20 protein-coding genes are annotated in these 25,401 nt (G+C 39.4%); 10 read left to right on the top strand and 10 right to left on the bottom strand.

The window, feature by feature from the left end:
* Nucleotides 1–40 precede the first annotated feature (40 nt).
* The 3 genes from L1275_RS15920 to L1275_RS15910 form a co-directional block, all read right to left on the bottom strand.
* Complete coding sequence (locus L1275_RS15920; RefSeq protein WP_253475733.1) at nucleotides 41–436, bottom strand: DUF1090 domain-containing protein; 396 nt, start codon at nucleotides 434–436, stop codon at nucleotides 41–43.
* A 222-nt stretch (nucleotides 437–658) separates the two neighbouring features.
* Nucleotides 659–2,116, bottom strand: a complete 1,458-nt coding sequence (locus L1275_RS15915; protein ID WP_253475731.1) for a glycosyltransferase family 2 protein — start codon at nucleotides 2,114–2,116, stop codon at nucleotides 659–661.
* A gap of 433 nt (nucleotides 2,117–2,549) precedes the next feature.
* Nucleotides 2,550–3,116, bottom strand: coding sequence for a DUF6642 family protein (locus L1275_RS15910; protein WP_253475728.1), 567 nt, complete (start codon nucleotides 3,114–3,116; stop codon nucleotides 2,550–2,552).
* Between the two features lie 422 nt (nucleotides 3,117–3,538).
* Between L1275_RS15910 and L1275_RS15905 the strand changes: the two genes are divergently transcribed.
* Nucleotides 3,539–4,213 carry a YiiX family permuted papain-like enzyme gene (locus L1275_RS15905; RefSeq protein ID WP_253475725.1) on the top strand — a complete coding sequence of 225 codons (675 nt, stop codon included), beginning with the start codon at nucleotides 3,539–3,541 and terminating at the stop codon, nucleotides 4,211–4,213.
* 283 nt (nucleotides 4,214–4,496) lie between these two features.
* Nucleotides 4,497–6,899 carry a TonB-dependent receptor gene (locus L1275_RS15900; RefSeq protein WP_253475722.1) on the top strand — a complete coding sequence of 801 codons (2,403 nt, stop codon included), beginning with the start codon at nucleotides 4,497–4,499 and terminating at the stop codon, nucleotides 6,897–6,899.
* Nucleotides 6,900–7,022: 123 nt separating this feature from the next.
* Here L1275_RS15900 and L1275_RS15895 read toward each other — a convergent pair whose 3' ends face one another.
* Nucleotides 7,023–7,382: a hypothetical protein gene (locus L1275_RS15895; RefSeq protein WP_253475719.1), complete on the bottom strand. Its 360-nt coding sequence runs from the start codon at nucleotides 7,380–7,382 to the stop codon at nucleotides 7,023–7,025.
* A 393-nt stretch (nucleotides 7,383–7,775) separates the two neighbouring features.
* Here L1275_RS15895 and L1275_RS15890 point away from each other — a divergent pair, with 393 nt between their 5' ends.
* The 4 genes from L1275_RS15890 to L1275_RS15875 all read left to right on the top strand — a co-directional run bounded on the left by L1275_RS15890 (nucleotide 7,776) and on the right by L1275_RS15875 (nucleotide 14,106).
* Nucleotides 7,776–8,297: a hypothetical protein gene (locus L1275_RS15890; protein WP_253475718.1), complete on the top strand. Its 522-nt coding sequence runs from the start codon at nucleotides 7,776–7,778 to the stop codon at nucleotides 8,295–8,297.
* The gene (locus L1275_RS15885; RefSeq protein WP_253475715.1) at nucleotides 8,290–8,979 is read left to right on the top strand and encodes a nucleotidyl transferase AbiEii/AbiGii toxin family protein; all 690 of its coding nucleotides are present in this window, start codon (nucleotides 8,290–8,292) and stop codon (nucleotides 8,977–8,979) included. Before L1275_RS15890 ends, L1275_RS15885 begins: the two co-directional genes overlap by 8 nt.
* Nucleotides 8,980–9,389: 410 nt before the next feature.
* A complete protein-coding gene (locus L1275_RS15880) occupies nucleotides 9,390–12,488 on the top strand; it encodes a TonB-dependent receptor (protein WP_253475712.1) in 3,099 nt (1,032 codons plus the stop codon).
* A 94-nt stretch (nucleotides 12,489–12,582) separates the two neighbouring features.
* Nucleotides 12,583–14,106: a RagB/SusD family nutrient uptake outer membrane protein gene (locus L1275_RS15875; protein ID WP_253475709.1), complete on the top strand. Its 1,524-nt coding sequence runs from the start codon at nucleotides 12,583–12,585 to the stop codon at nucleotides 14,104–14,106.
* 674 nt (nucleotides 14,107–14,780) lie between these two features.
* Here L1275_RS15875 and L1275_RS15870 read toward each other — a convergent pair.
* From L1275_RS15870 to L1275_RS15860, 3 genes are all read right to left on the bottom strand, one after another.
* Nucleotides 14,781–15,275, bottom strand: coding sequence for a hypothetical protein (locus L1275_RS15870; RefSeq protein WP_253475706.1), 495 nt, complete (start codon nucleotides 15,273–15,275; stop codon nucleotides 14,781–14,783).
* Between the two features lie 332 nt (nucleotides 15,276–15,607).
* Nucleotides 15,608–15,889, bottom strand: coding sequence for a Txe/YoeB family addiction module toxin (locus L1275_RS15865; RefSeq protein ID WP_253475703.1), 282 nt, complete (start codon nucleotides 15,887–15,889; stop codon nucleotides 15,608–15,610).
* On the bottom strand, nucleotides 15,871–16,119 hold the full coding sequence (locus tag L1275_RS15860) for a type II toxin-antitoxin system Phd/YefM family antitoxin (RefSeq protein WP_253475698.1): 249 nt from the start codon (nucleotides 16,117–16,119) through the stop codon (nucleotides 15,871–15,873). The genes L1275_RS15865 and L1275_RS15860 overlap by 19 nt, the downstream gene beginning before the upstream one ends.
* A 1,763-nt stretch (nucleotides 16,120–17,882) precedes the next feature.
* Between L1275_RS15860 and L1275_RS15855 the strand changes: the two genes are divergently transcribed.
* The 4 genes from L1275_RS15855 to L1275_RS15840 all read left to right on the top strand — a co-directional run bounded on the left by L1275_RS15855 (nucleotide 17,883) and on the right by L1275_RS15840 (nucleotide 21,199).
* Entirely contained in the window at nucleotides 17,883–18,884 is a 1,002-nt protein-coding gene (locus L1275_RS15855; protein ID WP_253475695.1) for an OmpA family protein, read from the top strand.
* A 112-nt stretch (nucleotides 18,885–18,996) separates the two neighbouring features.
* Nucleotides 18,997–19,569, top strand: a complete 573-nt coding sequence (locus L1275_RS15850; protein ID WP_253475692.1) for a Crp/Fnr family transcriptional regulator — start codon at nucleotides 18,997–18,999, stop codon at nucleotides 19,567–19,569.
* Nucleotides 19,570–19,688: 119 nt separating this feature from the next.
* Nucleotides 19,689–20,411, top strand: a complete 723-nt coding sequence (locus L1275_RS16620) for a cupin domain-containing protein (protein WP_253475689.1) — start codon at nucleotides 19,689–19,691, stop codon at nucleotides 20,409–20,411.
* 140 nt (nucleotides 20,412–20,551) lie between these two features.
* Nucleotides 20,552–21,199, top strand: a complete 648-nt coding sequence (locus tag L1275_RS15840; RefSeq protein WP_253475687.1) for a response regulator transcription factor — start codon at nucleotides 20,552–20,554, stop codon at nucleotides 21,197–21,199.
* A gap of 726 nt (nucleotides 21,200–21,925) precedes the next feature.
* Here the strand turns inward: L1275_RS15840 and cysK are convergent.
* The 3 genes from cysK to L1275_RS15825 all read right to left on the bottom strand — a co-directional run bounded on the left by cysK (nucleotide 21,926) and on the right by L1275_RS15825 (nucleotide 24,788).
* Nucleotides 21,926–22,834, bottom strand: a complete 909-nt coding sequence (cysK, locus tag L1275_RS15835; protein ID WP_253475684.1) for a cysteine synthase A — start codon at nucleotides 22,832–22,834, stop codon at nucleotides 21,926–21,928.
* A gap of 158 nt (nucleotides 22,835–22,992) precedes the next feature.
* Entirely contained in the window at nucleotides 22,993–23,718 is a 726-nt protein-coding gene (locus L1275_RS15830) for a LytTR family DNA-binding domain-containing protein (RefSeq protein WP_253475681.1), read from the bottom strand.
* Nucleotides 23,715–24,788: a sensor histidine kinase gene (locus L1275_RS15825; RefSeq protein WP_253475678.1), complete on the bottom strand. Its 1,074-nt coding sequence runs from the start codon at nucleotides 24,786–24,788 to the stop codon at nucleotides 23,715–23,717. Before L1275_RS15825 ends, L1275_RS15830 begins: the two co-directional genes overlap by 4 nt.
* Between the last annotated feature and the right edge of the window lie 613 nt (nucleotides 24,789–25,401).

Genomic DNA, 25,401 nt, shown 5'->3' with positions numbered 1-25,401 from the left:
GGCTAAAGATCGCTTTTAGTAATCTCTAGCCTTGATTTTATTAATTGTTTTTCTTGAGCGTTTCTAATTCGTGTTGAGCCTCTGCAAGTTTTTTTCTTTTCTTCTCAATCTTTTCGCTTTTCTGTTTTTCCTGAATAGCTTGATTTAATTCAACGGTACGTTCCTGAACTTTCTTCTCTTTGGACTGTATTTTTTTTTCCAATGCTGCAGCATACGTTCCAGTACCCGAATAGCACTTGCTTTCGACCTCTTTGATAGCCTTTTCCAACCCGCGAATTTGTTCCGTTCTACCGTATTGTTTTGCATAGGTTAACTGGGTTTTTAACTCACATATTTTGCGTTCGCAACCTCTCAACTCTCTGCAGTTACTTTGTGCAAAGCCGCTTAAAGTAAAAGCAAAAAATAAAATAAAAACACTTCTAAGTTGTAAAGTCATATCTTTTGTATTTCGTTAATAAATTTTAGTTAAGTAATTAATAGAGTCGAATAGTTCTATTAATTGTTTTATATTAAGTTAAATACATAAAGTATGCCAAAGGTGCTGATTTCGAAAGCTCTTTGGATCTCTAAAGACAGCGCTTAAAAACGCAAAAAGCTCAAGCTAACGGGCAATTGACGCGTTGGCTTGAGCTTTTTATGGTTTAAGAACAGTACTGTTTTAGAGATCGGACGTTTCGGTTTTGGGTAGTCCACGGGTCAACCAACCTCTGCGATTCGCTGTAGCTATGGCATAAGGGGTAATCCAAAACAGGGTAAACGTATAAAAGATGCTATATGGATAAACCCAAAATGATTCTACAATGGTATATCGTTTCGAATAAAAGATCACTTGTATACTAGAGAATATAAAAATACTCAACAAGGCTGAACTCAAAAACAAAATCGGATGTGTAAACACAAAAAACAACATCAGCAAGATCATCGGATAAGCCATAATCACTTTAATCCATTGATTGATTAATAATATTCTAGAACCGGTTTTAGGACCTTTTCTAAAGTTTTTAAAAGCAAACTTACTCATCATGATATTCTCACGCACATTACTGCGCTCCCAACGAATAAACATTTTATACAGACTGGTATAGTTTTCTGGTATATTCGTTAACACCAAGGCATCACGTTGAAACAAAACTTTGTAGCCCTGTTTTAAAATCATATTGGTCATGGCTCTATCTTCACCGATATCCGTAGGTTGCCCCATAAAGGTTTGATTCATCCAATCCTCCAAACAATTCATCACGGCATCTTTGCGGTACGCGGCTAATGCTCCGGGAGTACATAAAACAGTCCCCAACACGCTTTGTGCCGATCGGATAAATTCAAAACTAAACACAAAACTGACGTTTAGCATTCTTGGTATGATCGCTTTTTTATTGTTTAATACACGGACATTACCACCGACTGCACCACATTGTTCATTAGTTACAAAGGGGCTAACCAAATTTCGCAACGTATCCGGTTTAACAATCGAATCACTATCTACCGTAACGAATACTTCGCTGGTTCCGAGTTTAAATCCACGGTATAAAGCATGTCTTTTACCTAGGTTTTTCGGTTGTTGGTATATAGATAATCGATCTCCCAATTCACTTTTTGCTCGAAGCATCCATTCCCAAGTATCGTCCTTGCTTCCGTCATCGATGGAAATCAATTGCATTTTCTCGCTCGGATAATTACTTGCAGCAAGACTTCTCAAGGTTTCCAATACCAATTTACCTTCATTATAGGCCGGTACGATTATGGTACAAGTGGGCAACAGCTCATCAGTTACCGAAGGAACCGCTTTGTAACGGGTATATAAATAAAAGATATAAAGCAAAAAGGCTATTTGGCTGGCCAATAAACAAACAGTTACGGTCATTAAAATAGGACCCCAAAAGGTTTTCATGCGTTCCAAGTGAATTTGCTGAAAGTTGGGTTGTAATTCATACACTAAGAAAATAGCTCCAAACAACAACAAAAAGGTACCGATTAAAATCAAATAATCCTTTCCCGCTAGTGGGGTTGGAACCGCGGCCTTCACCGCTTTTGGCTGGTACAGGGGTATTTTGAGTGAGCTAGAAAAGGGCACGGCACTTTCCGTAGCAGTTGTATTTTGATTGTTTTGATTCATCATGATAAGGCTTATAATTTGTATTGAGTTTTTGCGATCCGCTTGTTATTTAAACGCTTTCCACTGCCTTGATTAACTGCTTTAAAACTTCGATCCAACTAAAAAAAATAATTTAAATCGAGGTCAGTTAAAAATGAAAGCATAATAAGAAGATATTGCTAAATGTAGTATCCAATTACTATGCCGTGCCACTTTACTGCAATACAAGCGTTTTTAAAGTGGTAAATGACTACATACTGTGGAAATGGTCAACAATCTAGCCGCGGGAATGGCAAATAATTCATAATCAGCGCAGTATTCGCTGTTGCTAATTTGCAGGCTGTGAGGGAATAGAGATAAAGGGAATTGTCTAGTAAGTCCTGTACAAAAGCAGTCCTATAAGCCTTTTTAAAGAGAACGGCCTAGCACTTTTTACCTAGAATATTGGGGATATGGATTAATAATGCAGCTCAAATCCCAAGGATTTACAGAGATTATAATGAGCGTCAAACAAGGTTTCTACCAACTCGGTAACATCGTCGATTTCCTGATACAATCCAAAAAAAGCAGTATCTAATAAACCGCTGGATATCAGACTGGGAACACTATAGCCAGACAAAGCTTTGGCACCGGTAAGATTTAGAAAATACTGGGCGGTTTCCGTATCGATATTCAGCGTTTTGCTATTGGCAAAATGAATGATTTTATCGGTTAATTTGCCTTCAAACACCTCGGCTATTTCTTCTAAGGAATACGTATAACGATCGATTTCTACCACGTTCTCAGCTCCCTTAAATACAAAATAGAGAATTTCATAATCCTTAAAATTGCGATCTTCGTACAATAAAACATTTAAACTTTCCTCAAAACCCTCAATGCTATCACAAGATTTATAAACATTGGTAATGCCGTAGCGCAAGGCCAGATGCTCCAAAAAAGGAAATACGGCACTGTCTTTTTCGTTCTCAACATCAGAAACTGCTTCGAGACAGAATAAATGGGAATTTTCGTTGGGTAAATACATACTAACTGTTATCGTTCTATACACAAAAGTACTGTAAAATTATTTAACGATACGGAAGGACTGATCGATGAATAGGACGAGAGCTTCGAGTTCTAGACCAAGCATCATCGTCATCATAAGCGTACTGCAATACGGTATAAATGCGAAAAACGGGGATATTTAGTACTTTTTGAATTTTTTTTTGACTGCCATATTTGTAATAAAGCAGTAGTATTGATGCTTAGTAAAGACCCATTAGCTTTTTTAATTAGAGATAAATAATAGTTAAGGTCTATCTGTTGAAAATCACATAAGAGGCAGTCGCTTTGCAAGTGGTAGTATGCTGATAATCTTAGGTGTAAACGGATTTATTTTGATTAAATTTGTAATAAAACAGTCACATATTTATACAGTATTGTAAACTAAATAATAAAATAATCAGCATGAAAAAATGGAATATGATGTTAGTACTGCTACTGATCGTTTTAGCGAGTAGTTGCAAGGATACCCCAAAAAACAACCTTAGTGATCATCCCGCAACAAATCAGACAGATCGAGTAGTGGGCAATGTAGAACAATGGCAAAATGGAGATGTCATCTTTCAGACTTCGCGCTCTTCACAGAGTAAAGCCATACAAATAGCTACCAACTCGAAGTATTCACATTGTGGGATTATCTTTTTAGACGGTGCGGATTATTTTGTCTTTGAGGCCGGTGATCAAGTGCAACGCACCCCATTAAAGGAGTGGATTTCGAGAGGCGAAGACCAGCATTATGTGGTCAAACGCCTTAAAAATGCAGACAAAGTTCTGACGCCTGCTGTGATGAAACAAATGAAAAACATTGGGGAAGCATGGCAAGGAAAGGACTATGATTGGGCTTTTGAATGGTCGGATGATAAAATTTATTGTTCGGAATTGGTTTGGAAAATGTATCAAAATACCACGGAGGTTGAATTGGGGCAGCTTAAAACATTAAGGGATTTCGACCTGACTCATCCCGAAGTTCAGAAAAAACTGAAAGAGCGCTACGGAAACAACATCCCTTTTGACGAACCGGTTATAGCACCTCAAGATGTATTTGAAAGCGAAAACTTACTAACCGTCGGGTCAAATTAATGAATCAAATTCCTAGCTATCTGTTGGTTGCGATATAAAATGAAGCAACACAACCCTATAGAGATCTACAGTATCGGGCTTTTTTATAGAAATCGGGTTTTATGGAACTGTTGTGCGCAGTTTCTACCGTATAAACGAACACCTACTGTGCGTATTCGAACAACGATAATTAAAACTAAAACATAAGTGTCTAGAAAAGAATGAATTGGGTTTTCTTATTTTCATGGCATGAAATTCCTTTATGGGTAGGTAGAAATACCTATTCAACTTATAAAGGAAAAATATGAGTAAACAGTTTTATTGTTTTTTGGTTTTATTTTTTGCGGTAGCTTTACCGATGCAAGCACAGCAATTTAGCATTTCAGGCGGGCTAAAGGATCAAAATAAGCAAGCGATTGAGTGGGCGGAGCTCTACTTGAAAACGGCTGATTCTACGGTGGTCAAACAGACTAATACCCAGGCCAATGGGCAATTTGTGTTCGAGGATGTACCGTCGGAAAATTATATTTTAGAAGTCTTGTATTTTGGTAAAATAGCTTATCAGCTACAATTGGACGTCACTGCTGATGTAGACTTGGGGCTTATTGAGATCATAGGCGAGACCCAAATGACAGAGATTGTTGTACAGGCACAAAGAAAGTTGATGGAACGCAAGGTGGACCGTTTGGTTTTTAACGTAGAGAATGCCATAATGGCAACAGGGGGCGATGCCTTAGACGCGCTAAAAATCACACCCGGTATCCAAGTTCAAAACGACAAAATCGCGATGATCGGTAAGAGCGGTATGGCAGTAATGATTGATGATCGTTTGATTCAACTTTCTGGCGATGAACTGGCCAATTTTTTAAGAACCATTCCTTCAGATCATATAAAAAGTATCGAGATCATCAGAACACCTCCGGCAAAATATGATGCACAGGGTAACAGCGGATTGATCAATATAAAATTAAAAACGGCAAAAAAGGACAGTTGGAATGCCTTGTTAGGCAGTTCCTACCTGCAGCGTTTTTATCCGAGTACTTCGATGCAAGGCAGTTTTAATTACAACAAAAACAACTGGACCATTCAGGCGGCGATCAATGGAGGTACTGCTACCCGAAGAAATGTCGATCAGGGCAAAACCTACTTTGAAGACGAACTTTGGTCTACGGACAATCCGCGAAAAATCGAACAAGATTACATCAGTACCAGATTGGGAATAGACTATCAGTTATCGCCAAAATGGAGTACCGGCCTACTTTATTTAGGTAATTTTTACAAAATGGATATTGTGGAAGATTCCCAAACAACGCGTTCGGACTACCAATTTGATAAGGTTAATTCCTATATCAAATCGCTTTCAAAGTCGCAGACCAAACCCGATCAAAACGCCTTCAATTGGCATAATAGCTACAACTTCGATACCCTCGGCACCAAACTATCGATGGATCTGGATTATTTTTATTACAAAAATACGGATCAGCGCGACTATAAGGGAAACCAATGGAATGCGGATCAGACCACGATACCCAATACGTACTTTGCGGGTTTGAACACCAACCTAAAAAAACTGAATAATTTTTCGGCTAAGTTTGATGTAGAACTACCGAGCAAGTGGGCAAATTGGACCTTAGGCGGAAAATTCTCCAAAACAAACACCAAAAACGACCTGACTTTTTACGACAAACAAACCGGTATACCGGTTTTAGACCTTTCTCAAACCAACGGTTTTGACTATACAGAAGCCAATGAGGCTGTGTATTTCGGACTTAACAAAGAAATCAATCCCAAATGGGAAGTGCAATTGGGGTTGCGACTGGAAGCGACTCAAACTCAGGGATATTCACGAAGCTACGATCAAACTACTAAAAAGGACTACTTACAGTGGTTTCCGACCTTTTATCTCGTTTATAAAGCCAATCAAAACAACAGCTGGGCAGTAGATTACAGCAAAAGAATCAACAGGCCAAACTACGAACAACTGAATCCATTCCGAATCAATGAAAACCCATTCGTCTATATAGAAGGTAATCCCATGCTGCAACCGGCTTTGCAACATAATTTCAACATCTCACACACCTATAAGGAAAAGTGGATCAATCAACTGTATATTTCCAAAGAGGTAGATGGTTTTGAACAGGTATCTATTATTGACTTAAATACCAGCATCACTCAGATCATCCCGTTAAACTATTTAAAAGTATATTCCTTCGGACTATCGGAAACCTATACCTTCAATACGTGGTCGTGGTGGACTAGTGTCAATACCTTAGATCTATCTTATCTCTATGCTAAATCGTCTATTCCGTATACTTCAAAGACCAATGAAGGATGGAATGCGACTTTTAGTACTAATAATGACATTATACTGAATCAAAACAAAACCCTACTGATGTCGATAAACTATTGGGTTAATTTCCCGGGAGTCAGTTCGTTTTACACAGAATCGGGCACTTCGAGTTTAGCTATGGGTGTTAAATGGCTGTTGTTAGACAAAAAGCTGACGCTAAACCTTACTGCAAATGATATTTTCAGTGGCCAACGCGGTATGTCGACAAGTTCAACGAACGGGGTAAAAATCAGTTACCGAAACTATTACGATTCTCAAAGCATTAGACTAGCTGTAAATTATTCGTTTGGAAATAGTACATTAAAGGTTGCTAAGCGAAACTTTGGAAATCAGGAAGAGAATAATAGAGTAAATTAATTTCCCCTGCTGAGCGCTTGATCAAAGACCGCACAGTAGGGGAGTGTAAAAGTTGCAAATCACCTATGGGACAAAGATTGGCATTAGTGCTTAGATTTCCCAATTGTTGCGATGGACCCGGCATCAAACGCCTGAAGCGTACACCTGTTTGAGATAAGCGGTATACAGACCGGTAGGTATCTTGTTGAATACTTTTTTTCGTTCCGTAGCAGTATAGGAAAAGAGGATGTTATCAAGTGAAAAAACAAACACATTTTCAATCGCATTTTTGACTGTGGTATCGCCTTGGCTATAACAGCGTCCTACCAATTTCAAACAGGTATCTACGCGTTCACCGCGCCTTTGTTCCACCATCTTTTGAGTGTATTTGGTGATCACACGGATCAGCGCATACGAGTTCTTAAAGCCGATTGCTCTTGATATTTCTTTTTTTAATTCCGGAATACTGCTGGTGATTTCATCACCGACTTCGAGTGGATTCATTTTAAAGGATATTGGTTTGGATAACAACAGACCAATTTCGTTCCATAGTAAAATAAAATCAGTTAAACAGCTGTTTATTAGTAGGTTATCTGTTTTTAGGTTTTTGGTTCACCGATAAAAAAGCTGTCAAAACGCTAGGCTTATTATCGAAATGCTAGGGGAATGGTCAAAATGAATTGACCTAAAACGAGTGAAGCGGCAGCATAGCGCTATTCAGGCAAACCAAATAAGTGTCATAATTTTAAAAGTCGTACTAATTACGATATCAAAGGTGATGATTGCTAGTAGTTTTGGTTTCATATCGCATATTGCAATATGCGATATTGCACTTTAATATGTTGTGTATTAAAGATTTAATTGCTAATATTGTGTATTGAAATATCAAATTTAATTATGGCACACTTAAATAAGAATCTAAAACCTCAAGACATCGTGATTTTATTAAAAATAATTGTACTTAAAGATACGTCATGGTTTCATCATACACTTGCGGAGGATTTGGGAATGAGTCAATCAGAAATAAGTCAATCATTAAATCGTTCGAGATACGCGGGTTTAATAGATTTTACAAGAAAAAAAGTCAATAAGATTGCACTAACCGAATTTATATTGCACGGCATTGCGTACGCTTTTCCTCAGCAACCAGGGGTATTAGTAAGAGGTGTTTTAACAGCACATGCTGCAGAGCCACTTAATAGAATAATTAGTGCGAATGATAAATATGTTTGGCCGTACGCAAAGGGATTAGAGCGCGGACAGGCAATAGAACCACTATATAAAAGTGTTGTACTAGCATCATTAAAAGACAACAGTTTATACGAACTGCTAACGATGGTTGATGCTATTAGAGTAGGAAGAGTCAGAGAAAAGGAAGTGGCGAAAAAAGAATTGGAAAAAAGAATATTGAATGTATAATAAAGTTATTAATCTGGCCTTAGTTAGTCAAGTAGCCAAAGGATTGAAGGAACTAAACGAGAGAATGGTATTCATTGGTGGAGCAGTAATTAGTATATATACAGACGATCCTTCTGCTGAAGAAATTCGCCCCACGTTTGACATTGATTTGACTATAAATTTAGCCAACTACTACGAATGGACACAAGTACAAGAGCGCTTGTCTGAATTGAATTTTTTTCCAGATCCTGAGGGACATGCTATTTGTTCCTATAAATTTCATGGAATTGCAGTTGATATACTTCTTGCAAAAGACAGTAATTTGGGGATAGCTAATAAGTGGTATTTACCAGCTATTGAATACTTGCAACAAGTAGAATTAGAAGAGGGAAATACGATCAACGTTTTACCGGCTCCTTATTTCTTAGCGACTAAATTAGAAGCGTTTAAAGATAGAGGTAAAAATGATTTCTATGGAAGTCACGACTTTGAAGATATCATTTATCTAATTGATAATAGAACTACGATTGTAGAAGAAATAAGAGCTAGTGATGAAGAAGTAAAAAAATATATAATACATGAACTGACTGCGATTAAAAATCATCCCCAAGCTGATGAGATTTTAGCCATGCATATACATCCGCTGATCAGGGAACAGCGATTCCAAATGTTGATGCAAAAAATAGAACAAATTTTAGCTTAGATAAACTGGGTAATAGAGTCAAACAAGGGCTTTTTTTCAACTTCCCAAAATATACCATATTTATGGTATATTTTCAAAAAATCGAAACCCTACATTTGTACTGTTCAAGAAGGCTAAATAAAAGCCGGAACGATTAATTTAAAGTACAGAAATTATGAGTACAATTGATTTGAGTGTAGCAGTCCTTTCTTCGAAGTTTGATGGAAAAACACCATCTGTAAAATCAATGCGTCAAAATCTTATGATGGCTTGTCCATACATGTGTTGCCAATAACACAACCCTCTTTACTCCGAAAGTAATTCTACGGGAGTTTTTTATCACTATTTATTTTTATCGATGCCTGACTGGGCTTTTTAACCTTAGCAAAGATATTGCTTACGGCTATATCTATTGTTATAAACTGTTTTTTATGAACAAACTTTATATCTTATTATTGTTGAGCGTGCTGTTTTCAAATGGTTTACGCGCTCAAGAATTACTCGTTAACGGAACCGTTAGCGATAACCAGGGGCCACTTCCAGGGGTCACTGTTTCTGTAGTGGGTTTGCCCGATACGGCTACCATGACTGACTTAGATGGACACTATCAAATTCGGGTAGATGCCAATGGAACCTTACTATTCTCTTACCTCGGATATGAAACGCTAAAGGAATCGGTTATGAACCGATCTCTGATAAACACGGTTTTAAAAACATCGTCTGAAGAATTGGGCGAGGTCTTGATCACCATTCCTTATGGAACTGCTAAAAAGTCGACTTTTACGGGTTCAGTAGGGATTGTAAGTGGTGCGAATATCGAAAAAGCACAGGTGAGTAACGTGACCAAAGCATTGCAGGGAACCGTTGCCGGTTTGCAATCCTTTTCGGCTAGTGGACAGCCGGGTTCGGAGGCTACGATTAGAATCCGAGGTATCGGTTCGGTCAATGCGTCGAGTTCACCGCTTTATGTAGTTGATGGAGTTCCTTATGACGGAACCTTATCTTCGATAGCAGCGTCGGATATCGAATCCATCACCGTGTTAAAAGACGCGGCTTCAGCTACCTTATACGGATCCAGAGCTGCTAATGGTGTCATTATGGTGACTACCAAACAAGGGCGTAAAAACAGTCCGACTAGCCTCGAAATCACATCAAAATACGGTTTTTCGAGTTTAGCCCGTCGCGATTACGACCAGCTCAACACCAACCAGTACTTTGAACTGTATTGGGAGGCTTTGCGCAACAGCCGTTTGGACAATCAATTTACACCAGCTCAGGCAGCCCAGTATGCCACGGACAATATCGTGGGACGTATCGGTATCAACCCTTACGGAACAAATAACCCACAACCTGTAGGAGTAGATGGTAAATTGACACCGGGTTTACAACCCTTGTGGAATGATGATTGGCGTGATGCCTTATCGCAAAGTGCCCATTACAAAGAAATCAACCTTAGAGTTAGCGGAGGTGGTGAAAACTCGAGATACTTTATCTCAGGGGGCTATTTGGATGATCAGGGGGCAGTGATCGAATCGGGTTTTAAACGATATAATTTCCGGACCAACATCACTTCTGATGTCAAAGATTGGTTGCAAGTAGGCTTAAACGTATCGGGTACCCATTCGATACAAAACTATCCCAAACAAGATGATTCGGCCATTTCCAATGTCATTGGTTTTAGTCGTGGTGTGCCGTCTTTTTATCCGATTTATGAGCGCAATCTTGAAAACGGTACATACCTAATCGATCCCAATACGGGACAGCGCATCTTTGATTATGGAAATTACAGAGGTACGTCTTATGCCAAACACAATTTGGTCGGATCCATGCCTCACGACAAAAACGAAATTAAAACTGATGCGGCCTCGGTGCGAACCTTTGCGGAGGTCAAAATCTTGGACAACTTAAAATTTAAAACCTCGTTAAACGTGGACTACAACAGTAGATTTACGCACAACTATATCAATCCGAGTTATGGGGCAGACGCCTTAAATGGCGGTAGTGTTTCCAAGTCCAACGTGCGTACTGTCGGAATGACCTTTAACAACGTCCTCAATTACAACTTAGACATCAACGACCGCAACAGCATCAGTGCTTTGGCGGGACAAGAATTTTACAGTTACAATACCTCCAAATTTGGAGGAACGCGAGAGAAGCTGATCACAGATGGATTTTACGAACCCGATGCCGCTTCGGTATTGAGTGCTTTTCAGGGAAACAGCGACGAATACAAACTATTGAGTTTTTTCGGGAATGTTGAATATGCCTTAGATAAAAAATATTTCCTTTCGGGATCGGTTCGTTCCGATGGATCATCGCGTTTTCATCCGGACAACCGTTGGGGAACCTTCTGGTCTGTAGGGGCTTCGTGGAGAGTAATTGAAGAAGACTTTATTCAAAATCTAAGAGATAAGGGATTATCCAATTTATCCTTAAAAATGAGTTATGGCGCACAGGGTAATGACAACATCGGATACTATGCTTATCAGGCCTTATATGCCATTCAAAACAACTTGGGGGAATCCGGTTTAATCGCATCGCGTTTGGCAACGCCAAACTTGAGTTGGGAAACCAATCTTAACCTAAACATCGGTTTGGACTACGGTTTGTTTAACAACCGATTGACGGGAACGGTAGAATATTTCGAACGCAAATCCAAGGATTTGTTATTTAATAAATCTTTGGTGCCCTCAACGGGATTTTCGTCGACCAGTCAAAACATTGGGGCGATTAAAAACTACGGTTTTGAATTTACGATCGAGGGAACTCCTATTGCCACACCGGATTGGAACTGGAGACTTTCATTAAATGCCACGACTTACAAAAACAAAATTGTATCCTTACCATCTGCGGAAATGTGGAGTGGTGCTAAAAAATGGGTTGAGGGCGGTTCCTTATACGATTTCTATTTAGTGGAGTGGGCGGGAGTCAATCCACAAAACGGAAATGCGCAATGGTATCGTTATGAGGCAGATGGCACTAAGGTCATCACGGAAGACTATGCCTCGACTAAAGAAACCGACAAGGTTAAAAGTGGGAACTCTTTACCGGATGTTTCGGGTGGATTCCAATCGGACTTGTCGTACAAGGGATTTGAATTATCGGCTTTATTTACATACTCTATAGGAGGAAAAATATACAATGGTGACAAACAGAGTTTGCAGCATTTGGGGGCAGAGGGAGCAACTTGGAGTACGGATATGCTGAACCGTTGGACGCCGGAAAATACCATTACAGATGTACCTCGTTTGACTACCGATCCGAAGAGTTCTTGGCTGAGTCAATCCGATCGTTTCTTGGTAGATCGATCATTTTTAAAATTGAAAACGGTAACCTTATCCTATAACTTGCCTCAAAACTGGTTGCAGAAAGTAAAACTAGAGCGTGTGAGTGTTTATTTACAAGCGGAGAACCTATTGACATTCACCAAAGAGCAAGGTTTGGATCCGGAGCAAAACCTCGATGGAACAACCTATTACAGATACCCATCGATGAAAACGATTTCCTTTGGAGTCAACGTAAAACTATAACAAAACATAAACCAACAATTCAGACCGGCCTTGTCTGTAAGACATAAAACATCACAAGGCTGTATAGCGAATTACAAACATAAAATAGTCACTGATGAAAAAAATATATAAACGCGGACTACTCGTATTGCTCACCTCTTTTTTGGTGGTGTCTTGTGAGTTAGACACCGATCCGACTACAGCGGTGGATGCTGCTGAAGTATTTAAAACCACTACAGATGCCGATAAAGTATTGACTGGCTCGTGGAGTTACTTGATGGAAACCTTTAACTCCTATGCCAATCCGGGTTATGGAGCCATGTTGAGAGCGAATGATGCTATGGGATCGGATGTGGTATTGAACACCCGTTACGGGTTCAGTTCGCACTATGCTTTTTCGGCCTTATATGGCAAGGGAAGTACCAACAATTTGAGTTGGGTATTGGCATATAAAACGATCAACAACATGAATGCGGTTATAAAAAACATCGATCAGGCTCAGGGAACAGCAACGGAGAAAAACCGAATAAAGGGGCAGGCTTTTGCGCTTCGTGGATTTATGTACTTGCATTTGGCGTCGAGTTATGCCTTTGCCATTGACAAAGACCCCAATGCTCTAGCGGTACCGGTCTATACAGAACCTTCAGACGAGAACACCATTGGACGTCCGGCAGCTACGGTAAGTCAGGTCTATGCGCAATCGATAGCAGATTTAGAGCAGGCTTTGGCTTTAATTCCAGATAACTATCAGAGAAACTCCAAACACAAAATCGATAATCAAGTGGTATTGGGATTACTATCTCGTGCGACATTATACGCCAGAGATTGGCAGAAGGCCAAAACCTATTCCGATCGACTCTTGGCGAAAGACAACTACTTGATGACGGAAACGGAGTACAAAGCGGGCTTTAACGACATACAAAATAGAGAATGGATTTGGGGGCATCCTCAAACCGCGGCACAGAGTGATGCGAGTTACCAATTTCACTTTTTGGACACCACTACGGAAGAGAGTTATTACTACAGTTTCAATGCCGATCCGTATTTCAGAACCTTATTTGACGATTCGGACTACCGTAAAAAAATCATCAACTGGGCAACAGATCCGGGCAAGGACCCGAAGAAAGAAGCCTTTGTATGGATGCGTGTAGCCAAATTCAAATTTAAACCGGGGGCTATTGCTGATATCGTATTGATGCGAACTGCGGAGATGTATTTAATCAATGCGGAGGCTAAGGCTCGCTTGGGAGAGGGTGATGCGTTGGACGTATTGAACCAATTAAAAACCGCACGTGGAGCGGTTGCTGCGCAGGGATTAGGCGGTCAAGATTTAATTGAAGCGATTTGGTTGGAGCGTCGTAAAGAATTATTTGGCGAGGGATTTAGTTTGACAGACTTGGTTAGAAATCAGCAAACGGTGGTTCGTAAAGAATATCCACAAAGCCCTAAAATCGATTACCAATATATCGATGCGGAGGGACAGCTGCAAACGGTTGCTTTGACTCCGCAGGGGCATCGCATATTTGTATTCCCTGACCAAAGTAAATTTGTAGCGAACAGCAAATATTACCTGTATAGAATTCCTAACTCGGAGGAATTGGAAAACACGGACTTATACAGTGAAATAGCCAAAAGATAAAGTTGATTGATTAGTTAGTACGAAAGGGGCCGCTTCATAAAGCGGCCTTTTTTGTTGTAATAAATCGGCGCGCCCATTTATGATTCACTCTTTTACATCAACTTCTATCAGGTTGATATGCTGATGGGCGTATAGGCAAATCCGCGTTTGTAACTATCTTGTACATTTAAATCAACCCGTACCATTAACGAACTGATCACCGATCACTGATTTCTAGTCACTCTTTTACCTCAACCTTTACCAGTAACGAACTGATCACCGATTACCGATCACTTTTACCATGGACAGCACTTGATCAAATAAGCGAAACGGTCTAAAGTTACACCAGAATTTTCATATTACCGTACTCTCATGACCTTATAAAAAATCCGTTAAGAAATCGCCGAATGTAGCCGTAAAAAGATTTTCTGTTTGAGCGGAGCGAGTTCAAAGTCTTTTAGGTGGAATAAGGGGATTTTAGGAATTTTTTATACAGTCTTGACTTTTTGCTTCGTTAAATGGGCACCCGCCTCGGGTTCAAGACAAAATGAAGAAATAGTGCCATTGTATCGGTCTTGTATATTTACCACAACCTTTACCATTAACGAACTGATTTCTACTCACTGATGATCTATTCGTGATTTTGCTTGTGCCAGCGTCACGCTGCTGTGCATTGCGCTGCAAAGCAATACAACTCAATTTTGGCTTATTGGGTTATTATTTTGATTCTCGCGTATTTTCTGAACTACTGAGGCACATGCTGCTTTTTGAGCATCTGAAACAGAAAAATAATAGGTTTTCGTTGAGGTGACGATCTTCAGAAACATACCGTCGTTAAAAACATAGGCGATGTCGTTTTTGCGGGATCTTTTTCCCCATCCTCCGAATTTGGTGGTATAGTCCAGAGGGATTAAATCGATGCTTAACACGCTGCTCAGGGGTAGGAGTTGCTCTGACTTATCGGAAGGTATCAACTGATAAAAAATCCCTTCATCGGTTATTCGCAGTGCTAAAGCAGTCGAATAAATGCGCCATGCACTGATAAGTAAGATCAAATTAGTCACTAAAAGAATATAGAATAAATAGATATCCTGATAAAAAATAAACAACAAAAAAGTGATGATCAAAATGGGACCACAGATCATTAAGAATGCAATTTTGGGATATTTTGAACGATCGTAAAAATCCATACTAATTGTTTAAAGGTAAAACAGTGGTTAAAGATACTATTATCGTTAAATAAAGCAAATAAGTTTATATGCGGATGAGCTGATACGCTGATGGGCTGTTGCGTGTATCTGCGCATAGACATATAGGCTTTATGGGCGTAAAGGAAAATTTACAGCGATTTATAGGAACTCGCCTCAGGTTCAATACAAAGTTAAGCAACTTATTTTTGTACGGGAATAGCGATATTTTAACTGTCTTGCAAATAGACAAAAAGGAGCAGGACATTTGTATATACGCAGACGAAAGAATTGGTATTGCTCGTGAGTTCTGACGATATATAATAGATTTGTTTTTATTTATCATAGTAATGTCCTTGAGCAGACAATACTGTTACGATAACTTGTGAGTTATTTATACTATAAATCAAGCGGTCTTTTGAATTAATTCGTCTGGACCAAAAACCGGATAATTGATATTTCATTTTTTCAGGTTTTCCAATGCCACTTTCTGGGTGTATTTCTAATTCTTTAAAAATTTTCTCAATGGTAGCAATAGCAACTTTATTGCCCGATTTATAGATATTTGCCAATTCTTTTTTAGCTTTTTTTTCGACAATTATAATATATCTTCCCATATATTATTACTGTCTTTTATGATAGTAACAGCACCTTTTTTCGCAGCTTCGTTGGCTTTCAGTACTTTTTTTACAAACTTGGGATTATATCCCTTGTCTTCGAGCGTATTTATAGGCACAACGGCAAATGCTTCGCCACTTCCACGACTGACAATTATTCTCTCTGTATGCGCCAAATCAGCATATTTTTTAATGTTTTTTCTAAATTCAGATACGCTTATTGTTTTCATAGTATACATTGTTCTATAGTGCAATATACTATTTATTATGTACATAAACAAGTACTTTTTAGGTAACTGATTTACACTGCTGAGGTACAGAAGCAATATGCAGAGTCTAATCAATTCCTTCTAAATATTTCGAGGGAGTGTAAAGTTATACCAGAATTTTCAAAATATCGGACTCTCACGACCTTATAAAAAATCCGTTAAGAAATCGCCGTTTGTAGCCGTAAAAAGATTTTCTGTTTGAGCGGAGCGAGTTCAAAATCTTTTAGGCGGAATAAGGGGATTTTAGGAATTTTTTATAGAGTCTTGACTTTTTGCTTCGTTAAATGGGCACCCGCCTCGGGTTCAAGACAAAATGAAGAAATAGTGCCATTGTATCGGTCTTGTATATTTACCACAACCTTTACCATTAACGAACTGATTACTGATCACTGATTACCGATAACTTTTACTATGGACAACACTTGATCAAATAAGCGAAACGGTCTAAAGTTACACCAGAATTTTCAAAATAACGGCCTCTTGCGACCTTATAAAAAATCCGTTAAGAAATCGCCGAATGTAGCCGTAAAAAAGATTTTCTGTTTGAGCGCAGCGAGTTCAAAATCTTTTAGGCGGAGTAAGGGGATTTCTTAACGGATTTTTTATAGAGTCTTGACTTTTTGCTTCGTTTTGTGTCAAGACAAAATGAAGAAATAATACCATTGTATCGGTGTTGCATATTTACATCACCCCTGTACCATTAACGAACTGATTACCGATCACCGATTACTTTTCCCATGGACAGCACTTGATCAAATAAGCGAAACGGTCTAAAGTTATACCAGAATTTTCATATTACCGTACTCTCATGACCTTATAAAAAATCCGTTAAGAAATCGCCGAATGTAGCCGTAAAAAGATTTTCTGTTTGAGCGCAGCGAGTTCAAAATCTTTTAGGTGGAATAAGGGGGTTTTAGGAATTTTTTATACAGTCTTGACTTTTTGCTTCGTTTTGTGTCAAGACAAAATGAAGAAATAATACAATTGTATCGGTCCTGCATATTTACCACAACGCGTACCATTAACGAAACGATCATTGATTACCGATTACCGATCCCTTTTACCATGGACAGCACTTGATCAAATAAGCGAAACGGTCTAAAGTTATACCAGAATTTTCATATTACCGGGCTCTCATGACCTTATAAAAAATCCGTTAAGAAATCGCCGAATGTAGCCGTAAAAAGATTTTCTGTTTGAGCGGAGCGAGTTCAAAATCTTTTAGGCGGAATAAGGGGATTTTAGGAATTTTTTATACAGTCTTGACTTTTTGCTTCGTTTTGTGTCAAGACAAAATGAAGAAATAGTGCCATTGTATCGGTCTTGTATATTTACCACAACCTTTACCATTAACGAACTGATTACTGATCACTGATTACCGATAACTATTTACCTATCTGCAAATAGGCAAATCTGCATTAAAAAAAAATCTTTTAGGCGGAGTAAGGGGATTTTTAGGAATTTTTTATACAGTCTTAACTTTTTGCTTCGTTAAATGGGCACCCGCCTCGGGTTCAAGACAAAATGAAGAAATAATACCATTGTATCGGTCCTGCATATTTACCACAACGCGTACCATTAACGACTGATTACGGATCACTGATCACCGATTACTATTCATTGATCCCCGACTATCAACGGATTAGCTCATTTTTCTTCATCATTTTTTTGATTATTAAAAATTTTATAGGAACTTTAGGAGCTCTAAACCAGCAATAAAGAAGATGAAAAAAGCCATATTATTAGCGGCACTATCGGTGGTAGTGCTCTCGTGTAACAAGACAAATAAAACAGAACAGACCGTTATTGAAAGCGAAAAGCAGTCTGAAGAGGTTGTAGATACGGCTGTAGTGCCGCAAAAGGCGACTAACTTTGACATAAAAAACATTCCTTTTTCGGAGGGGGATTTGGGAGTATTTCCATTCTTTACTTTGCCGGAGGGTTTGCGTACCATACAGCCTTTACAGAAAAAATTTGACGTTTGTTTTTTCCCGATCAATGGGGTCATGACGCCGTTTGAGGGTCGGTTGTATAAGGCAAACATCACTCCCGAGCAGGGGGAGGAGTTCTCACAGCGTTACTTTGAAAAAAGCTTGGACGACTACCTACTGGCTGTTGGGGCGGTTAAAATTTTTGATGGTGAAATCACCAAAGAGGAGTACGACCGTTACAACAAGGAAGACCACAATAAGGGTGATCAGGGCGACATGGGTTATGCGGGACAGCGTATTAAATTTTACGTGATCCGATCAAAAGAGCAGGGTAATATCTACGTACAATTCACGGCACACAGTGCAGGTGGCTCTCTAAACATTCTACAGGAAGAGGCCTTTAAACAAACCATAGCCAAAATATCTGCAGACGACATACAGCGCGACCTAAACGACAAGGGAAAATCGATTCTCTACATCCAATTTGACTTGGATAAATCTGATATCACGGCTGATGGGGATGATGCGGTTCGTCAAATTGCGACGGTATTAAAAAGAGACCCAAATTTAAAAATCGCTATTGAGGGTCATACGGACAATACGGGAAATGCGGCACACAACAAAGACCTATCTAAAAACCGCGCTAATGCTGTGATGCAATCCTTAATTGCACAGGGTATTGACAAAACGAGATTATCGGCTAAGGGGTTTGGAGCGGATAAACCTTTGGTGGCTAATGATTCGGAAGATAACAAAGCCAAAAACCGTCGGGTAGAATTGGTAAAAATCAAATAAAATAAAACTTTGTCGGTGGTATACGTACTTGTTGAAAGGAGATTGTTACCTCTCAATCAATATAGGATGGCAAAACTTAAAAAAGGAACCCTTTACTCAAACAACTTGGTAGATGAAAACCCTTAAAAGCATTTTAATAGAAGAATTAGACTTTTCAGAAGACTACTACCAGCGCGTGGTAGAATTGACGGAGGTAAAAAAAATTAAAAAGAAAGAAATGCTTTTGGAAGTGGGTACTAGCTGTCGGTTTATTGGATTTGTAGAAGAGGGGGTATTGCGTTCCTATCGAGAAAAGAATGGAGAAGAATATATCGGGGACTTTCAGGTACCGGGATCATTTACCACTTCGTATCGCAGTTTCATCACGGGGCAACCCAGTGTAGGAGCTATACAGGTATTAAAAGACGCTAAGATTCGCATCATCTCCAAAGCGGTATACGAACAATTGATAAAGGAGTCGCCTTTATGGTATAAATTTGGCAAATACATCAGTGATAGCTTGTACATCAAAAAATGCATCAAGGAGAGTTCGTTGCTGATGGATTCGGCTCAAGACCGCTACAAGCTTTTGTTGGAAACCTATCCGCATTTGGAGCAAGATGTGGCGCAATACCATATTGCGTCGTATTTGGGCATCCAACCGGAATCCTTAAGTCGCAGTAAAAGTCTTAACATAGGTCAATGAAAATAAAAAACTTTCTCTAGTCCTTTACACTACAAAATCGTAAAGGCATGAATACAAAAATCTTTTTAATAGCGGTACTGCTGCTAGCTAGCTTTGTTCGGGTTATGGGGCAGTAAAACGTGCAGAGAGTAGCATTGCAGTCGATACTGCTTGCTGAACAAAAACTAACCAAGATCGAGACACAGGAAATAACCATTCCTGCTGCTGGGAAGGGTGTAAGACATGGGCATCCGTGTCCGGTGATTGGATACATAAAATCGGGAACGGTCTTATTTCAGGTTGAGGGTGAGGCGGCGCAACTTCTCGAGCAGGGTGCGGTTTTTTATGAACCCAAGGGCGTTCCTATACTTCATTTTGACAATGCATCGACAACGGTACCGTTGACGTTTATCGCCTATTACCTATTGGAGGGCGAAGAGGAGTTGATCAAAATATGGGATACGGATTTGACGCTTGTCAAAAGCGCTTGTATTGAAGAACAAACGGCTTCGGACATATATGTCAACGGCTGCGTTACGATCAAGAATTTGTTAACGGACGATGTGGACTGTCACCTCTCAGAAGTAACGTTTTATCCCGAGGCGCGTACACATTGGCACAGTCATCCCAACACTCAAATACTGATTGGTAAATCGGGAAGGGGATATGTGCAAAAGCAACAAGGAGAAATATTGCCGTTGTTTCCTGGTGATGTGGTGGTCATTCCGGCGAATCAAATCCATTGGCATGGAGCAGGGCCGCAGCAAACCTTTATCCATACGACTATACAAATCAAAAACGACACCGCTTGGGTCTCACGACCATTATCAGAGCAGGAGTATAGGGCAGTATATAACTTTTAGAGGGTTTTTGTCAGATATTGTTTGATGTTTATTTACAGACTAGTATAGAAAATCAAGTGGATTCCATATTGACAAATCGGTAAATCGGCGAATGCGCAAAATTAAAAAACCGTATCTTTGTGCCAAACTCCTCCAAACACATGAGAGCATTGGTCATTGCGGACAAACAGGATATTACTCGATGGGGAATCGCCCATTTGGTTCGCGATATGGATGGATTTCAATCTGTTGAGGAGGTGCTCAACAAACAGAAACTTAGAGAATATATATCCAAGCATCCTACGGCTATAGTGCTGATGGATAATAACCTTTTTGACTTGGAGACTTTTGATGAAATCTCAGAATTGGCTCAAGAATTTGTTGGGGTGGATTGGATTTTATTTTCGGACGACTTTAGCGATATCTTTTTAAAGCGTTGGTTGTTGAACAAGGAGGATTTCAGTTTAATATTAAAAACGGATTCCTTATATCAGATTCGCACAGCCTTAGCTGCAGCGGTTAATGGGGAGACTTACATTTGCGAACGTATCACTGAAAAAATTCAGAATTACAACCGTTTTTCGGGACATGTAGATCAGGTTTTAACCCATTCTGAGCGTGAGATCTTAAAGGAAATCGCTTCGGGCAAAATGACGAAGGTCATTGCATTAGAGCGGAATCTGAGCATACATACCATCACCACGCACCGCAAGAATATCTTTAAAAAACTCGAAATCAACAACGTACACGATGCTATTCGATATGCTATACGCGCGGGTATTATCGAGAGAGATGACTATACCATTTAGATAGCAGTTTAGTACAGCTTCTTTATAATGAAATTTTCCATGGGATAATTATCATTTTTATTACCCCAAACCCCGTCGGGGTGATATTATGTTAGCATAATATGATTCCATCATTTAAAACCCCGTAGGGGTGTAATTCTTATAGATTATCGACAATAGAAACCCCGTAGGGGTGAAATGATTGTAGATTGTTGATCCATAAAACCCAAACCCCGTAGGGGTGAAATGATTATGGATGAAATGATTATGGAATGAATGAATGATGATTAAATTATTTAGGAAGCCATAATTCTAAACGATATGATTTAAAACATTATCGACAATAGAAACCCCGTAGGGGTGAAATGATTGTAGCATAATATGATTTCAATATTCCAAACCCCGTCGGGGTGAAATGATTGTAGATTGATGAACCATAAAACCCAAACCCCGTAGGGGTGGAAGGATTATGGATGGAATGATTATGGAATGAATGAATGATGATTAAATTATTTAGGAAGCCATAATTCTAAACGATATGATTCAAAACATTATCGACAATAGAAACCCCGTAGGGGTGATATTATATTAGCATAATATGATTCCATCATTTAAAACCCCGTAGGGGTGATATGATTATGGATGATATGATTATGGATGATATGATTATGGATGATATGATTATGGATGATATGATTATGGATGAAATGATTATGGATGAAATGATTCAAAATAAATTGATTTTAATTAAAAAAGATCTTCCACAGACAAATACCGTTCTCCGGTATCGTAGTTGATGGTTAGTACCTTGGTGCCTTTGGGTTGTTGCTGTAAAACCTTATCAACTGCGGCTAAAGAAGCTCCGGTAGAAATTCCGACAAACAAACCTTCCTTTGTAGCTGCTTTTAAGGTAAAGGCATAAGCTTCTTCCTTGCTGATTTTTTCGATGCCATCGAGTAGATTGACATTAAGATTTTTGGGAACAAATCCTGCTCCGATACCTTGAAGGGGGTGTGCACCGGCCGGGGCTCCACTGAGCACAGCGGACAAGCTCGGTTCTGCGGCGATAACTTTAATATTTGGGAAATGATTTTTCAGCACTTCACCGATACCGGTCAAATGTCCTCCGGTACCGACACCGCTGATAAAATAATCAAAACCTTCGGGAAAATCGGCTAGGATTTCCAATGCGGTAGTTTGGCGGTGGATCTCTGGATTTGCGCTATTCTCAAACTGTTGTGGGATCCAGGCACCTTTGAGTTCTTCGGCGATTTCGCAGGCTTGTGCGATAGCTCCCTTCATACCTAAATCTTTAGGTGTCAGGACGAGTTCGGCACCAAAGGCCTTCATTTGTTTCTGACGTTCTACCGACATCGAGTCGGGCATCACGATGATCACTTTATAGCCTTTAATAGCGGCTACCAGTGCCAATCCTATACCTGTATTACCAGAAGTAGGTTCAATAATCGTACCTCCGGCTTGTAGTTCTCCTGATTTCTCGGCGGCCTCGATCATACCTAATGCGATGCGATCTTTCAAACTACCTCCGGGATTGGTTTTCTCCAACTTGATCCAAACCTCGTGGTTGGGAAAAAGATTACTCAGTCGAATATGCGGAGTATTGCCGATGGTTTCTAAAACATTATTATACTTCATGATACGGACGTATTGGTTAGACACTATCGACAAAGATAACGTATTACGACAAAACATAAAAGCGCATAGAGAGGGGAACTTATTGTTTTTAGGGTGTTAAAACTATGGGACTTTAAACCCTACAACCAGCGGATGATGCTGTGTGGTTAAAATTGATATTAACTTAAAAGCCCGTCGTTTGAAGTCGAGCCGGTATATTGCTGTAAAAATGATTTCTTATAAATTTCGCCTATTGGGATCTCGATGGTTTGGATATAAATGCTGTGTTTATCAAACGAATTGATGTACTGCATATTGACTACATAGGACTTGCTAACGCGAATAAAATCTGGCGACTGTATTTTTTGTGAAATCGACTTCAAATTCATGGCGGTCACTAACTTCTGTTGATCGGCTGTGTGAACGATGCAATAATCCTTTAATCCTTCGATATAAACAATATCGCGGTGTAGTACCTTATAGAACTTGCGTTCGGATTTGATAAACGTATAAAGGTCTTTATCGGACGGTTCCTCAGTAGATTTATGAACGAGTTCGTGATGGTTTTGTGCTTTGACAATTGCTTGGGAGAGTCGTTCTTTATGAATGGGTTTCAGCAAATAATCCAATGCCTGTAAATCATAACTCTTTAAAGCATATTGAGAATAGGCTGTGGTAAAGATTGTTAACGTATTTTTATCGATCTTTTCGGCAAACTCCAAACCGGATATTCCGGGCATTTCAATATCGAGGAAAATCAAATCCACCTTATTATTGATCAGAAAATCGATGGCTGATAAACCGTTGGAAAACTTGGCTACCACGGTTAAATCAGAAATCTCTTCGATCAATAACTTGAGACCTTCGCGGGCAATGGGTTCGTCGTCTATAATAATACAGGTCATAGTGGTAAAATTAATTGTACTGTAAAGGTATCTTTTTGATTATCAAACACCAATTCAAAATCGTTCTCATATAGTAACTCCAAGCGTCTTTGGATATTGACTAAGCCCAAGCCTTTGTTTTTGGAATTAGCATGAATTCGTTGATCGTTGTTTTTGGAATTGCGGCATTTAAAAATCAATCGTTCTTCGTGAAGATAAAAATGGATCTCGACGGTGGTTGGAGTTTCATCGAGGTTGACGCTGTGTTTAATGGCGTTTTCGACAAAAGTTGTAAACAGATTGGGAGGAATCAGTAGGATTTTGGTTTGGTCTGGGGGAATCGCAGTTTGTATCTGAAAACTAAAATGATCGCGTCGAATATTCTCGAGGTTTAAAAAATTTGAAAGGAACTCGAGTTCTGCTTCTAGGGTAACTTGATTTTGATCGTTTTCATACAATTGATAGCGCAGAAACTCCGACAACTTATGAATGGTAAATGATGCTTTTTCGGGGTTTTGTTTCACTAAAAACGAAACATTATTAAGCATATTAAATAAAAAATGGGGGTTGATTTGATTTTTCAGCTCATTGAGTTCCATTTTTAAAGTAAGGCTTTTGAGGTCGTTGATGCGGTCGCTATCTTTGATCCAGCGTTGAAATAATTTTAAGGTGGTTGAAGCGATGATAAAGGGGGAAAAGAAGACGGTTGCTGAAAAAATCTCTCGTATGGGTTTATTCCAATGCAGGCGATCAACGATTCTATAGGGTTCAAAATAGATTTCGGATATATATTTCATCGTCATAATACCTAAGGCGACCATAATAAAAACCAGACCGAGATAGCAGATGTAATAGGCTTTAAAAAAGAAATTGGGAACCAAGACATACATATTGATATAGAACATGCTAACAAACACCACATAGGCGATGACCAAACTGTAGTATTCATAATTACCGGAATACTCTTGCCAGTCTCTTGCATTTAAAATAAAGACGATTAATATCAATAAAATGGTGATATGTCGAAAAAAGCGAAACCGATTTTCGGTCAATAAACTGATGAATTGTTTGCTTTGAATATTGTGATCCATAAATACGAGACTGGTTTTAATCGACTACGGGGCAAAATTACATTATTAAAAATTGGCAGTACTTGAATTTATGCTCGTTTTAAGCTTCGAATCTATTATTACGAGGGCAACTTTACTGCTTTGGTATAATAAACAGCGGGTTTAGTATAATTTTGAAGAACATTCTTTTGTTCGCGTATCAGCATCTAAAGCCTATATGTCCATTCGCCCATTCGCCCATCAGCCCATCAGCCCATCCGCGTATCAGCCCATCCGCGTATCCGCCCATCCGCGTATCCGCCCATCCGCGTATCCGCGTATCTGCGTATCAGCGTATCAGCGTATCAGCGTATCTGCGTATCTGCGTATCTGCGTATCCGCGTATCCGCGTATCCGCGTATCTGCGTATCTGCGTATCTGCATCTAAAGCCTATATGTCCATTCGCACATACGCCCATTCGCCCTTACTCGTAAAAATGGAACAGCCTTCAACTTATCCGCGCATTTGCCTATCCGCGTATCCGCGTATCTGCGTATCCGCGTATCTGCGTATCTGCGTATCTGCGTATCTGCGTATCTGCGTATCTGCGTATCTGCGTATCTGCGTATCTGCGTATCTGCGTATCTGCGTATC

It is taken from the genome of Flavobacterium sp. HSC-61S13, from assembly GCF_024171535.1.
Lineage (GTDB): Bacteria > Bacteroidota > Bacteroidia > Flavobacteriales > Flavobacteriaceae > Flavobacterium.
The sequence above is the reverse complement of the archived record's forward strand: the minus strand, read 5'-3'. Positions and strand labels throughout refer to the sequence as shown.